Source organism: Allobosea sp. P1_B10 (genome assembly GCF_056406735.1).
Genome location: NZ_JBFTZP010000010.1, coordinates 26693 through 38736, shown reverse-complemented (window position 1 = coordinate 38736; position 12044 = coordinate 26693). Strand labels below are relative to the sequence as shown.

14 protein-coding genes are annotated in these 12044 nt (G+C 65.3%); 9 read left to right on the top strand and 5 right to left on the bottom strand.

Annotated features, from left to right (window positions below):
• Positions 1–66: 66 nt before the first annotated feature.
• Together hisI and folE are read right to left on the bottom strand one after the other, a co-directional pair.
• A complete protein-coding gene (hisI, locus tag AC1D2L_RS19510; protein WP_476847557.1) occupies positions 67–471 on the bottom strand; it encodes a phosphoribosyl-AMP cyclohydrolase in 405 nt (134 codons plus the stop codon).
• Positions 472–531: 60 nt separating this feature from the next.
• Complete coding sequence (folE, locus tag AC1D2L_RS19505) at positions 532–1173, bottom strand: GTP cyclohydrolase I FolE (protein WP_476847556.1); 642 nt, start codon at positions 1171–1173, stop codon at positions 532–534.
• Positions 1174–1354: 181 nt separating this feature from the next.
• Between folE and AC1D2L_RS19500 the strand changes: the two genes are divergently transcribed.
• On the top strand, positions 1355–1801 hold the full coding sequence (locus AC1D2L_RS19500) for an iron-sulfur cluster assembly scaffold protein (protein ID WP_476847555.1): 447 nt from the start codon (positions 1355–1357) through the stop codon (positions 1799–1801).
• A gap of 102 nt (positions 1802–1903) precedes the next feature.
• Here AC1D2L_RS19500 and AC1D2L_RS19495 read toward each other — a convergent pair whose 3' ends face one another.
• Positions 1904–2635 carry a phosphatase PAP2 family protein gene (locus tag AC1D2L_RS19495; protein WP_476847554.1) on the bottom strand — a complete coding sequence of 244 codons (732 nt, stop codon included), beginning with the start codon at positions 2633–2635 and terminating at the stop codon, positions 1904–1906.
• Between the two features lie 108 nt (positions 2636–2743).
• Here AC1D2L_RS19495 and yidD point away from each other — a divergent pair, with 108 nt between their 5' ends.
• From yidD to AC1D2L_RS19465, 6 genes are all read left to right on the top strand, one after another.
• Positions 2744–3112: a membrane protein insertion efficiency factor YidD gene (yidD, locus tag AC1D2L_RS19490; RefSeq protein ID WP_476847679.1), complete on the top strand. Its 369-nt coding sequence runs from the start codon at positions 2744–2746 to the stop codon at positions 3110–3112.
• A gap of 51 nt (positions 3113–3163) precedes the next feature.
• Complete coding sequence (thrS, locus tag AC1D2L_RS19485) at positions 3164–5167, top strand: threonine--tRNA ligase (RefSeq protein WP_476847553.1); 2004 nt, start codon at positions 3164–3166, stop codon at positions 5165–5167.
• Between the two features lie 156 nt (positions 5168–5323).
• Positions 5324–6619, top strand: coding sequence for a DUF2157 domain-containing protein (locus tag AC1D2L_RS19480; RefSeq protein WP_476847552.1), 1296 nt, complete (start codon positions 5324–5326; stop codon positions 6617–6619).
• A complete protein-coding gene (locus AC1D2L_RS19475) occupies positions 6619–7233 on the top strand; it encodes a GDYXXLXY domain-containing protein (RefSeq protein WP_476847551.1) in 615 nt (204 codons plus the stop codon). The genes AC1D2L_RS19480 and AC1D2L_RS19475 overlap by 1 nt, the downstream gene beginning before the upstream one ends.
• 210 nt (positions 7234–7443) lie before the next feature.
• Positions 7444–8658 (top strand): OpgC family protein, encoded by a 1215-nt coding sequence (locus AC1D2L_RS19470; RefSeq protein WP_476847550.1) that lies wholly within the window; start codon positions 7444–7446, stop codon positions 8656–8658.
• Positions 8659–8711: 53 nt separating this feature from the next.
• Positions 8712–9425 carry an SGNH/GDSL hydrolase family protein gene (locus AC1D2L_RS19465; protein WP_476847549.1) on the top strand — a complete coding sequence of 238 codons (714 nt, stop codon included), beginning with the start codon at positions 8712–8714 and terminating at the stop codon, positions 9423–9425.
• A 20-nt stretch (positions 9426–9445) separates the two neighbouring features.
• Here AC1D2L_RS19465 and AC1D2L_RS19460 read toward each other — a convergent pair whose 3' ends face one another.
• The gene (locus AC1D2L_RS19460; RefSeq protein WP_476847548.1) at positions 9446–10405 is read right to left on the bottom strand and encodes a hypothetical protein; all 960 of its coding nucleotides are present in this window, start codon (positions 10403–10405) and stop codon (positions 9446–9448) included.
• Between the two features lie 141 nt (positions 10406–10546).
• Here AC1D2L_RS19460 and AC1D2L_RS19455 point away from each other — a divergent pair, with 141 nt between their 5' ends.
• Entirely contained in the window at positions 10547–11116 is a 570-nt protein-coding gene (locus AC1D2L_RS19455; RefSeq protein WP_476847547.1) for a nitroreductase family protein, read from the top strand.
• A 6-nt stretch (positions 11117–11122) separates the two neighbouring features.
• A complete protein-coding gene (locus AC1D2L_RS19450) occupies positions 11123–11728 on the top strand; it encodes a flavin reductase family protein (protein WP_476847546.1) in 606 nt (201 codons plus the stop codon).
• Positions 11729–11831: 103 nt separating this feature from the next.
• Here the strand turns inward: AC1D2L_RS19450 and AC1D2L_RS19445 are convergent, their stop codons facing one another.
• A complete protein-coding gene (locus tag AC1D2L_RS19445) occupies positions 11832–12044 on the bottom strand; it encodes a heavy-metal-associated domain-containing protein (RefSeq protein WP_476847545.1) in 213 nt (70 codons plus the stop codon).

The window sequence follows — 12044 nt, the reverse complement described above, 5'->3', positions numbered from 1 at the left end:
TTGCGATTATCGATGGCTTTTGACGGAAACGTGAAAGCTTGGTGAAAGGTTTGCAAAGCCTCGCCCTCAGGCGAATACCAGTGCCGTGCCGTCGGCCCCGCGCAACGGCTGGACGCGGTAGAAGCAGGAGTGGCGTCCGGTGTGGCAGCAGCCGCCATCCCCTGCCACGTTGACCTTGATCCAGATCGCGTCCTGGTCGCAGTCGACCCGCATCTCGACGATCGTCTGGATCTGCCCAGAGGTCGCGCCCTTGTGCCAGAGCTCCTTGCGCGAGCGCGACCAATACCAGGCCTCGCCCGTCTCGACGCTGCGGGCCAGCGCCTCGGCGTTCATATGCGCCACCATCAGCAACTCGCCGGTCGCGGCGTCGGTCGTCACGCAGGTGACGAGGCCGTTGGCGTCGAAGCGGGGGGTGAAGGCAGGCCCTTCTTCGAGGACATGCTTGTCGGTCGCGGTGGATGAGGTGGTCATCGGTTCTTCCGGGGGGCGGGGGGCGGGGCCAAGGCGCGCAAAGCCAGGGATCGAGAGCGCTCAGAGCCCGGGCGACTTGACCATGGTGAAGAACCGGACTTGCTCGGCTGGATCCTTGAACAGGCCGGTATACTGCGTCGTCAGGGTCGACGAGCCCTGCTTCAGCACGCCGCGCATCGACATGCACATGTGCTCGGCCTCGATCAGCACGGCGACGCCGCGCGGCTTCAGGACCTCGTCGATCACCTGCGCGATCTGGGCGGTCATGGTCTCTTGCGTCTGCAGGCGGCGGGCATACAGGTCGACGATGCGCGCAAGCTTCGACAGGCCAACCACGCCCTTGGACGGGTAGTAGCCGATATGCGCCTTGCCGACGAAGGGCACCATGTGGTGCTCGCAATGCGAATAGAATGGGATGTCGCGGACCAGGACCATGTCCTGGTAGCCCTCGACCTCCTCGAAGACACGGTCGAGGATTTCGTGCGGGTCCTCGTCATAGCCTTTGTAAAATTCCTTGAAGGCCTTGGCGACGCGCGCGGGCGTCTGCGCCAGGCCCTCGCGCGACGGGTCGTCACCGGCCCATAGAATGAGGGTGCGGACGGCGGCCTCGACCTCCGCCTGGCTCGGCTGATTGATCAGAAACTTGTCTGCAGAGGGGCTCAGCGCCCGCTCGACGGACAAGGACTTAACCACAGGGTTCATGTGGTGCCTCCCGTTACGATGACTTCGACCTGCGCCATGAATCCCGGGTCAGGCCGGTCGGAGCGAGGCGTTGCGACAAATTCCCTGATCGAGGCGGGTGCCGGGCACCCTCCCGTCAGACGACGATCCATCCTATATTGTGTCGAAGGGTCGGTTACTCCAGACCCATCGAGGCCCAACCATGCTGAGCGACGTCTATAACAAGCGTATTCTCGAACTCGCCGCAAACATTCCGCTGCTCGAGCGCCTGCCAGCGCCGGACGCGACCGCCAAGGCCCATTCGCGTCTCTGCGGCTCGACGGTGACAGTCGACGTCAGCATGGACGGCGACGTCGTAAGCGCTTTCGGCCATGATGTGAAGGCGTGCGCGCTGGGCCAGGCCTCGTCCTCGATCATGGCCGGCCATGTCATCGGCGCCACGGCCGACGAACTGCGGCAGGTCCGCGAGCAGGCCCGCGCCATTCTCAAGGACAATGCCGAGCCGCCCGAGGGTAAATGGGCCGACCTCGCCGTGCTCGTTCCCGTGCGCGACTACAAGGCCCGCCACGCCTCGACCATGCTGACCTTCGATGCGGTGGTCGACGCCATCGGGCAGATCGAAGCCAAGCGCCGCGAGGCGGCGGCCTGAGGGCCAAAACGATCGGCCTTAACGGGCGCTTTATGAGGGTGGCGTCATCCTGGGCGGGATGACGCTGCTTGAGCGTCGAGTGCAGCCTGCGAGAGGCATGGCCTACTTCAGGCCGAACGCCTTGCGGATTTCCGGGAGCGTCTCGTCGAAGCGGGCCCGGAAGGCCGTCTGGGCCAGCAACGCCTTAGCGACGACGCGTCCAGCCTTGTCGCCTGCGACGAGGTCGGAAGGATAATGGAAGCCGCAGACGAGACGGCTTTCGTTATAGGTCTTGACCCGTGCCTCGAACTTGTCGGCGAGTTCCGGCGCGGCCTGCGAAAGCAGTTCGGCAAAGAGCGCAGCGGTCGCGGCATGGCCGGCCGGAAAGGATGATCCGTCTGGACGGCCGCCGGGGCAGGGCTTGACCCTGACCTTGTTCCAGACTGTGAACGGGCGCTGGCGGTTGGTCAGGCGTCGGACGCTGAGCAGCACGATGCCAAGCTCGATCTGGGCCTCGCGGAACATCAGGCGCATCTCGCGCTGCGAGCCCTCGACATAGGAGTGGTCCATGCCGTCGAGGAAGCGCACGAGCGTCTGGTACTGGTCGGCGATCGCGGCCTTCTCGCGCTCGGGCGTGCGGCTCGACGATATCTGCAGCACAGTCTCGAACTCGGCGCGTTGCTCCGGCGAATTCTGCGCAGGCGGAAGTCCGATCACGCTGGCGAGATCGATCTTTCCGGGTTCGAGCCAGATCAGGTAAGAGCGCTGCTGGGCGGAGGCTGGCTGCGCAAAAGCAAAACCAAGCATCAGGCCGAGGCCGGCAGCGACGTGGCGAAAGCGATCAGCGCGCATCATGCCTTGTATCAGTCAAGAGAAGCGGAACAGGTGAGGACGAATCGAAATTCGCCCAGAAAACCATTGTCGCACGATCAAGCTGAAAGAAAGCTTTCGATCGGTCGCACCCTGTCCCGCGCGCCGCGGACGGGCGCCCATCTGCTGATAAGGGGGTACCAACTAAGCCTTTCGATGCTGGTCGGCCGGCACTGCCGGCACTGGCCCAGCTGTTCGGCCTATACCGACGAGGCGATCCAGCGCCATGGCCTGTGGCGCGGCGGCTGGGTGGGTGTCGCCCGCGTCTGTCGCTGCAACCCATGGGGTACGGAAGGCGTCGATCTGGTCTGCGAGGAATTGCCGCCGCAGTCCTCGTGGTATAGGCCGTGGTCCTATGGCCGCTGGCATGGCGTGAACGCGCCGCCCGACCGGGAAAGCCCGGCCATCGATTCCGACGCGCAACCGGCTGCGGGCGACGGAAGCCGCACTCCGCACCCGTAGCCGGCCTTGTCTTACGGGGCTCGTATCCCCGAGTGAGCAGGATTTGTGTCGATGACGATCTCCCTGACATTTCCCGATGGCGCCAAGCGCGAATTCCCTGCCGGTATCACAGGCAAGGCGCTTGCCGGCGGCATCTCACCCTCTCTGCTGAAGCGCACGGTCGCTATGGCGCTCGATGGCGTGGTCGCCGATCTCGCCGATCCCATCGAGACCGACGCGAAGATCGAGTTCCTGACCCGCGACGATCCGCGCGCGCTCGAACTGATCCGTCATGACTGCGCCCACGTCCTCGCCGAGGCGGTGCAAGAGCTGTTCCCCGGCACGCAGGTGACCATCGGCCCGGTGATCGAGGGCGGCTTCTTCTACGACTTCGCCCGCAACGAGCCCTTCACGCCCGAGGACCTGCCGGTCATCGAGAAGAAGATGCGCGAGATCATCGCGCGCGACGCCGCCTTCACCAAGGAAGAGTGGAGCCGCGACAAGGCGAAGGCGTTCTTCGCCGAGAAGGGCGAGGCCTACAAGGTCGAGCTCGTCGACGCGATTCCGGCCGACCAGACGCTGAAGATGTATGCGCAGGGTGACTGGATCGACCTCTGCCGTGGGCCGCACATGACCTCGGTCGGCAAGGTCGGCAATGCCTTCAAGCTGATGAAGGTCGCCGGCGCCTATTGGCGCGGCAACAGCGACAACGCCATGCTGACGCGCATCTACGGCACGGCCTTCGCCAAGCAGGAAGAGCTCGACGCCCACCTCAAGCAGATCGAGGAGGCGGAGAAGCGCGACCATCGCAAGATCGGCCGCGAGATGAACCTGTTCCACTTCCAGGAGGAGGGGCCGGGCGTCGTGTTCTGGCACTCCAAGGGCTGGCGCCTGTTCCAGGAAATCCTGACCTATATGCGTCGCCGGCTCGCAGCCGACTACGAGGAGGTCAACGCGCCGCAGATTCTGGACAAGTCGCTCTGGGAGACCTCTGGCCATTGGGGTTGGTACCAGGACAACATGTTCGCGGTGAAGTCGGCCTCGGCCTTCGAGAACCCCAACGACCCGACGCGCGACCAGAAGGTGTTTGCGCTGAAGCCGATGAACTGCCCCGGCCACGTCCAGATCTTCAAGCACGGCCTGAAAAGTTATCGCGACCTGCCGATCCGGCTGGCGGAATTCGGCGCGGTGCATCGCTATGAGCCGTCGGGTGCGCTGCACGGGCTGATGCGCGTGCGCGGCTTCACCCAGGACGACGCGCATATCTTCTGCGCCGAGGACGATCTGGCGGCCGAGTGCCTGAAGATCAACGAGCTCATCCTATCGGTCTATGCCGATTTCGGCTTTACCGATGATCTCGTCATCAAGCTCTCGACGCGGCCCGAGAAGCGTGTCGGCACCGACGCGATGTGGGACCATGCCGAGGACGTGATGAACCGCGTGCTGGTCGAGATCGCGGCCCAATCCGGCAATCGGATCAAGACCGAGATCAATCCCGGCGAGGGCGCGTTCTACGGGCCGAAGTTCGAATATGTCCTGCGCGACGCCATCGGCCGCGATTGGCAGTGCGGCACGACGCAGGTCGACTTCAACCTGCCCGAGCGTTTTGGCGCGTTCTATATCGGCTCGGACGGCGAGAAGAAGACGCCCAGCATGATCCATCGCGCCATCTGCGGCTCGCTGGAGCGCTTCACCGGCATCCTGATCGAGAACTTCGCCGGGCATTTCCCGCTCTGGCTGGCGCCCGAGCAGGTTCTGGTCTGCCCGATCACCTCGGACGCCGACGACTACGCCGAGCAGGTCACCATCGCGCTGATGAACCAGGGCTTGCGTGCTCGCGCCGATCTTCGAAACGAGAAGATCAGCTACAAGGTGCGCGAGCATTCGCTCGCCAAGGTCCCGGTGATCCTGGCCGTCGGCAAGCGCGAGGCCGAGGAGCGCACGGTGACCGTGCGCCGCCTGGGCAGTCAGGCGCAGACGGTGATGTCGCTCGACGCGGTTCTCGCCGCGTTGACCGACGAGGCGATGCCGCCGGACCTCAAGCGCCGCAAGGCCGCGCAGGCCGAGGCGGTTTGAAAAGACCTCACTGTCATTGCGAGGAGCATCGCGACGAAGCAGTCCAGGAATCGTAGCGCTCGGCCGCTGCTGGATTGCTTCGCTGCACTCGCAATGACGGGATGAGGCTCTGGCGCCTCTCGCCAAAAGCCGATTCGGCGTGCGAGATTGGCGGCCATGCTGACAGGATCCTACCGTAAGCGGCTCGATGCCGATCTCGTCCGCTGGGTGGGCGAAGGCCTGCTTAGCGCCGATAGCGCCACCACGATACGGCGCTCGCTCGCCAAGGACGGTGGCTTCAAGCTTCCTGCTTTGCTGGGAATGTTCGGGGGGCTTCTGATCGCTTCCAGCGTCGCTGCCTTCGTGGCGGCGAACTGGGAAGAGATGCCGCGCCTGCTGAAGCTCGGCATGATCCTGGCCGGAATCATTGCCACGCTCGGCCTGTCCGCCCGGCTCGAGAGCCGTGGCTCGCCCGGCGGCGCCGATGCCGCCTCGACCTGCGGCGTGCTGGTTTTCGCAGCCGGCGTCGCGCTGGTCGGGCAGATGTACCACCTGCCCACGGACTGGCCTGCCGGCGCCTTGCTCGTCGCGATCGGCGCTCTTGCCGTCGCGTTGCTGCAGCGCTCCAACGGGGCGCTCGTGGTCGCGCTGGTCGCGATCTGTGCCTGGAGCGGCGGACGCTGGGAGGAGGCCGGGGGCCTGCCGCATCTCGGCTTCTTCGCGCTGTATCTGCCCGCGCTATGGCTCGCGCTGTCGAGCCGCAACCGTCTCGTCCACCACCTCGCTGTGCTTGCTCTCGCCATTTGGCTGGCCCTCCTGCCGGGCGATTGGTCGAGCAATCTGTTCCGCTTCGACTACGGGCTCCTCGCCTATGGGCTGGGGATCAGCGTCGCCTATGTCGCAATCGGTGCGCTTGCCCTGGACCGCGGCGGGCCCGCGCTGCTGACCGCCTGCCTGCCCTGGGGTCTGCTGGGCATGATGATCGTGCTCGACGTCGAGTTGATCCGCATCCTGGATACCGATGAAGCGCGCGCCGGTACGGCCACCTGGCTGAACTATGCCGCCTATGCCTTTGCAATCGCTGCGACTGCAGCTGTCGTCCTGCTCGGCCGCGAAAGGCGATTCGGCTGGCCGTTGGCGGGAGCGCTACTGCTCGCGCTGCTGGTGCCGGTGGTGTTCTGGAGCGGCAGCGTCGTCGGCTTCCTCGGCAAGGTCGTCGCGGCGAGCCTTATCCTGCTGACAGCAATCGCTCTCGTCGTCGCGGGTGCCACCGGTGGCGTCCGGCGCATCACGCTTGCTGGCTCGGTGCTGTTTGGCATCGCGATCCTGATCCTGCTCTGGCAGACGGTCGGGACGCTGCTAGACCAGTCGCTGTTCTTCCTCGTCGCCGGGGCGGTGCTGCTCGGGCTGGCAAGCGCCGCGCGAAAGCTCTTCGCACGGCTCAGCAAACCTGCCGCGATCGAGGCCATCTGATGCGTTTTCCCTCAGCTACGGTGCTCATCGGCAAGGTTCCGCTGCTCTGGCGCACGCTGGCGGCGATGCTGGTGCTGGCTGGCGCGCTCGCCATGGTGATCGAGGGCCGCGCCCGTATCCTGCGCTCTGGAAGCGAGGTGCGTCTCCGCACGGTGCCGGTCGATCCGCGAGACCTGTTCCGGGGCGACTATGTCGTGCTGAGCTACGCGATCAGCACAGTCAACGCCGCCAAGGCCGAGCGGGAGTTCCGGCGTGGCGACACGGTCTATGTCACGCTCACGCGCGATCCCGACGGCTTTTCGAAGGCTGCGGCTGCGTCGCTGACAAAGCCGCCGGCGAGCGGCAGCGACGTGGTGCTCGCAGGCCGTGTCACGTCCACCAATGGCTGTGGCGTCAACGAGGCTGGCGAATTCGACTGTTCCAGCGGGCGCAACCGCCTCCGGGTCGCCTACGGGCTCGAAAGCTATTTCGTGCCGCAGGGTACTGGCCGGGCCATCGAGACGACCAGCAAGGCACGCATCGAGATCGTCGCGGCGGTCTCCGCATCGGGCGAGGCCGCGATCAAGCGCATGCTGATCGACGGCAAACTCGTCCACGCCGAGCCGCCATACTGACGGCTGCTCCTGCCGCGCCTCCCGCTTCCCCTACGACATGCCTCACTTGGCCACACGCGGTTGTGAGATCGCTGGTGATGACGCGGCTGCGCCTTGGTTATAGGAACGGCAGATGAACGGAAATGATAGGCAGCGTTCATCTTGGCGCTTTGGCCTGGAACGCACTGTCAGGTTCAAGCGTTAGGTCGCTGCAGCCTGTTGGAAGATCTCGTGGATACAAATGCCCAGTCATTGCAACGGTTTCTGATGCTGGGCGACGGTCCGGCGGAAGCGGCGCGGCAGGCTGGTGGACAGCGCGATGCACGCATCGACGTGATCCGCGGGCTGGCCTTGCTGGTCATCTTCATCAACCACATGCCGGGCAACATATTCGCGAGGTTTACCCCGCATAATTTCGGTTTCTCGGATGCCGCCGATGCCTTCGTGCTGCTCTCGGGCGTGTCGGCAGCGCTGGCCTATGGCAACCTGATCGAGCGACGCGGGCTCGCCATCGGTGCGCTGAAACTGTCGGCGCGGCTCTGGACGCTCTACATCGCCCATATCGCTGTCTTCGTGATCGTCTGCGGTGTCGTTGCAACGGCCGTGACGCGCACGCAGAACCCGCTCTATGTCGAGGCGATCAATATCCAGCCATTCTTCAACGACACCTTCGAGGCGGTGATCAACGCGCTGACGCTGCGCTATCAGCCGGACTATCTCGATATCCTGCCGCTCTACATCGTTCTGCTGGCGCTGTTTCCGCTGATCTATTTCGGGGTCCGGGTCAGCCCGATGGCAACGCTCGCGGCGTCGCTCCTGCTCTGGCAGGGAGCCGTCATGCTCGGGCTGAACCTGCCCAATGCCGGCGCCGCGGGATGGTTCTTCAACCCGTTTGCCTGGCAGGTGCTGTTCACACTGGGCGTGGTCATCGGCCGGGCGGCGCAGTTGGGCCTCGCGGCACCGAGGCTGCGCTGGCTGGACGCGGCGGCTGTCGGCTTCCTGCTGTTTGCGCTGGTGGTTAAGCTCTCCTCTGGAAATCCCTTTGCGATCATCGCCCTGAACGACTGGGTGGATTCCGTCCAGCTGGGCTCGGACAAGACCAACCTGGCGTGGAGCCGTGTGCTGCATTCTGCGTCTCTGGCCTGGCTCGCCATCCGCTGGCTGCCGGCGGGGGCTGCCCTGCTCTCGAACGCGGCCGGCCGTGGCCTCGCCGCAATCGGCAGGCATTCCCTGGACGTCTTCTGCGCGGGCATCGTGCTTTCGATCATCGGCCAGGTCGTGCTGGCAGAGGCGGCCTTCGCGATTTGGGCGCAGTTGCTCGTTTGCCTGAGCGGTATTACACTGCTCGCAGGGCTTGGGATTTTCCTTTCGTGGTATCAGTCGTTCACGCTTCCCCGCGCGCCGGCCGCTCCTTCCTTGGCGCATGCCTCGTCGGGTCAGCCCTGACGTTTCCATTTTCTGCCGGACCTGCCATGGCCAATCCGATGAAACTCGGAGCCATGACCGATCTGCGATGCCGGTTCGGCGCGGCCGAGCAGCCCTTCGCGCCCTCGTTGCCGGCGGCCAAGAAGTCCCTTCAGGAGACCGGCGCGCTGACGATCGTCGCGCTCGGTTCTTCGACGACAGCAGGCTCGGGCGCCAGTGCCGACGACAAGAGCTATCCCGCCGTGCTTCAGGCCGAGCTCAAGCGCCGCTTTCCCGCCGCCAGCATCCAGGTGATCAACAAGGGCGTCGGCGGCCAATCCGCCTATGACATGCTGCTGCGCATGGAGCCGGATGTCCTCGATCTGAAACCGTCGATCGTGATCTGGCAGACCGTCGTCAACGACGCCATTCGCGATATCGGCGAGGACAAGGTCGGCAAGATCCTGCGCAAGGGCATCCGCAAGGCGCAGGCGGCGGGTATCGACATGGTCATGATGGACCTGCAATGGCTGCCGCGCGAAGAGCGCTATCCGCGCTATGACGAATACCGGGCCGTGCTCGCCAGGACGACCGAGGAATTCGGCGTTTCGGTGTTTCCGCGCTACGCCATGATGAAGAACTGGGCGAAGTCGAAGCAGTTCACCTCGGAAGAACTCGTCGGAATGGACGGGCTCCACATGGTCGACGCCAGCTATCGCTGCCTCGCGGTCCGTATTGCCGATGGCATCGCAAGCGCCCTCACCGGCGCCAAGCCCGAGTTCGCGGAAGCGGCGAAGACGACGAACTGAGCGATTGCTCGCCCGCGCGGCTAGCGCGCCAGAACCTCGATATCGCGGTCCAACCCGCTCTCGACCTTGAAGTCGCGCGAGTGGATCTGGCCTTCCTGCCGGGCGATCAGGACATAATCGCCCTCGGCGAGAATGACCTGCGGGAAGGCGCCAATCGCCTCGCGGATGACGTCGCCGCCCGGTGTCAGCACGCTGAACGCGGTGCCGGCGAAGGCTTCGCCACCGGGAGCCGCAACCAGCTTCAGCGTCACGCGCGCGGCGCGATGATGCAGGGTGGCGTCGGTGACCTTGCCGGATTCGACCACCACGTCGGCGCGCTGGATCGCGTTGGAGTCACCATAGGTGGAGACCACGTGATAGGTGCCCTCGGGCAGGCGGATGAGTTCGCCTGCCTTTGCGTTGGAGACGACGAGCCGCCCTTCCGAGTTGCCCTGTAGCGGCACGAAAACCGAGAAGTTGAGCTGGGGCGCCGCGATCGGGCTGTCGCCGATCGACCCGGCCAGCGTCAACCCGCCCGCGCTGATCGAGATCCTGTCACGCGCACCCTGGGGACCGAGCGAGATGCGCTTGGTGCCGCTGGCGAAGCCGTACGCCGCATGGAGCAGATAGGCGCCGGGTTCGAGCGTGAATACCGGCGACGCGTCGTTGGAGCGCGCGACGATGCGGGGCGGAGAGCCGTCGGCCGTGTCGGCCAACACGCGCCAGACCAGTCCTGAGCGAATCGTGCTGTTGCTGCCGGCGAACTGGGCCTCGACCGTCAGGGGCGCGGTTCCATTGGCCGTCGGGGCAGGGGCGGGCGTGGAGGGAACCACCGGCAGCGGGGCGACCTGCTCCTGGACCGGGCGCATCGGAGGCAGGACCTGCGCCTCGGCGCGCTGGAGGCCGGGAAGGCTGGCCAGAAGGAGTGCGCAAATGCGCAGCGCCGTCGCGCCGCACTTCACGGCGGTGCGTCCAGCTTGAAAGTCGAGGAATTGAAACATGATCGTGGCCCTCAGCGCCCCTGCATTCGTGTCTGAGCAGGCTTGCTTGTCCTGATCATGGCAAACCACTAGTTCAGGTGCAGTCCCGGCTTGCGGAGCGCCCCGTCCCTCAAGCCCATTGTCTCGCGCCCCGGATGCTTCATGACCGATACGCTCTCCCTGCTCAAGCAGCGCCGATCCGTACCCCCGCAATTCCTGAGCGCTCCGGGCCCTGATGCGGCCCAACTCGACGAGCTCCTGACCATCGCCTCGCGTGTGCCCGACCATGGCAAGCTCGCGCCCTGGCGCTTCATCGTGTTCGCCGGCGAGGGGCGCGCCAAGGCGGCCGAGATCGTGGCGCAGGGCTTCAAGGCCCGCAATCCCGATGCCGACGACGCGAAGATCGAGTTCGAGCGCAAACGCCTCCTGCACGCGCCTGTCATCATCGCGGTCGTCTCGACCGCCGCCCCCCATGCGAAGATCCCGGAATGGGAACAGGAACTCTCCGCCGGCGCGGTCTGCATGAACCTGCTGATCGCGGCGCAGGCGATGGGTTTCGGCGCATCCTGGCTGACCAACTGGTTCTCGTTCGACCGCGCCGTGCTGACCGCGTTCGGGCTCGGGGCGACCGAGCGAGTCGCGGGCTTCGTTCATATCGGCACGGCCGGCAGCGTCCCTGCCGACCGCGAGCGTCCGGTGATTGCAGAGATCACCAGCCATTTCGGAGCTTGAGCTGAGATGATCTACTCGACCGCGTCGCAGGATCACGGGCTGCCGCATGACCCGTTCAAGGCGATCGTGACGCCGCGGCCGATCGGCTGGATCACGGCTCTCAACGCCAGGGGCGAGGTCAATCTCTCGCCCTACAGCTTCTTCAACGCGGTCTCTTCGCGGCCTCACATCGTGATGTTCGGGTCGGAGGACAAGAAGGATGCGGTGTCCTTCGTAGAGGAAACCGGCGAGTTCACCTGCTCGATCGTCAACAAGGCGCTGGCACAGCAGATGAACCTGACTTCGGCGCCACTGCCGCGCGGCCAGAGCGAGTACGCCCATGCCGGGCTCGAAATGTCCCCGTCGAAATTCGTGAAGCCCCCGCGCGTCGCGGGTTGCCCGGCGGCGCTGGAGTGCAAGCTGCTCTCTGTCCAGCAACTCAGGGACCTCGACGGCAAGCTGGTTCCGCGCTGGATGGTTCTCGGTCAGGTCGTCGGCATCTTCATGGATGACGCGCTGATCAAGGACGGTCGCTTCGATACCGCCGGAGCCAATCCGATCGCCCGCTGCGGCTATGCCGACTACGCCGAGGTGGACCACCTGTTTTCGATTACACGTCCTGCGGGCGGCTGAGTCGGACGGCCTCGATATCGCTCCGAACTGCGCCGTCGGACCGGACCAGTTGGCCGGCGCCCTTTCAGGATGAGGGCCGAGGGAACGCGCGCACAGGCCTTGGTCAGCCCGCCTGCATCTCCTTGACGCGATAGTCGCCCATCGTCGCGAGCGCTGCGTTGATCTCCGTCGGTGTCAGCGAGACCCCTTCGGGCAGGGTCAGGCGCGGCGGCTCCAGCGTCACCACCGCCCCGGGTGCGAGCGTCGTCACCGCACGCTGCGCCCGCGAGGCGCAGCCGCCGCAATGCATTCCCGAAATCTCGAAAACCTGAGTCAC

Bases quoted from the DNA above. Each gene is read 5' to 3' on its own strand.
- folE (WP_476847556.1), bottom strand. From the start codon at position 1,173: ATGAACCCTGTGGTTAAGTCCTTGTCCGTCGAGCGGGCGCTGAGCCCC.
- AC1D2L_RS19475 (WP_476847551.1), top strand. From the start codon at position 6,619: ATGCGTTTTCCCTCAGCTACGGTGCTCATCGGCAAGGTTCCGCTGCTC.
- hisI (WP_476847557.1), bottom strand. From the start codon at position 471: ATGACCACCTCATCCACCGCGACCGACAAGCATGTCCTCGAAGAAGGG.
- AC1D2L_RS19450 (WP_476847546.1), top strand. From the start codon at position 11,123: ATGATCTACTCGACCGCGTCGCAGGATCACGGGCTGCCGCATGACCCG.
- AC1D2L_RS19465 (WP_476847549.1), top strand. From the start codon at position 8,712: ATGACCGATCTGCGATGCCGGTTCGGCGCGGCCGAGCAGCCCTTCGCG.
- AC1D2L_RS19460 (WP_476847548.1), bottom strand. From the start codon at position 10,405: ATGTTTCAATTCCTCGACTTTCAAGCTGGACGCACCGCCGTGAAGTGC.
- AC1D2L_RS19495 (WP_476847554.1), bottom strand. From the start codon at position 2,635: ATGATGCGCGCTGATCGCTTTCGCCACGTCGCTGCCGGCCTCGGCCTG.
- AC1D2L_RS19500 (WP_476847555.1), top strand. From the start codon at position 1,355: ATGCTGAGCGACGTCTATAACAAGCGTATTCTCGAACTCGCCGCAAAC.
- AC1D2L_RS19455 (WP_476847547.1), top strand. From the start codon at position 10,547: ATGACCGATACGCTCTCCCTGCTCAAGCAGCGCCGATCCGTACCCCCG.
- thrS (WP_476847553.1), top strand. From the start codon at position 3,164: ATGACGATCTCCCTGACATTTCCCGATGGCGCCAAGCGCGAATTCCCT.
- AC1D2L_RS19480 (WP_476847552.1), top strand. From the start codon at position 5,324: ATGCTGACAGGATCCTACCGTAAGCGGCTCGATGCCGATCTCGTCCGC.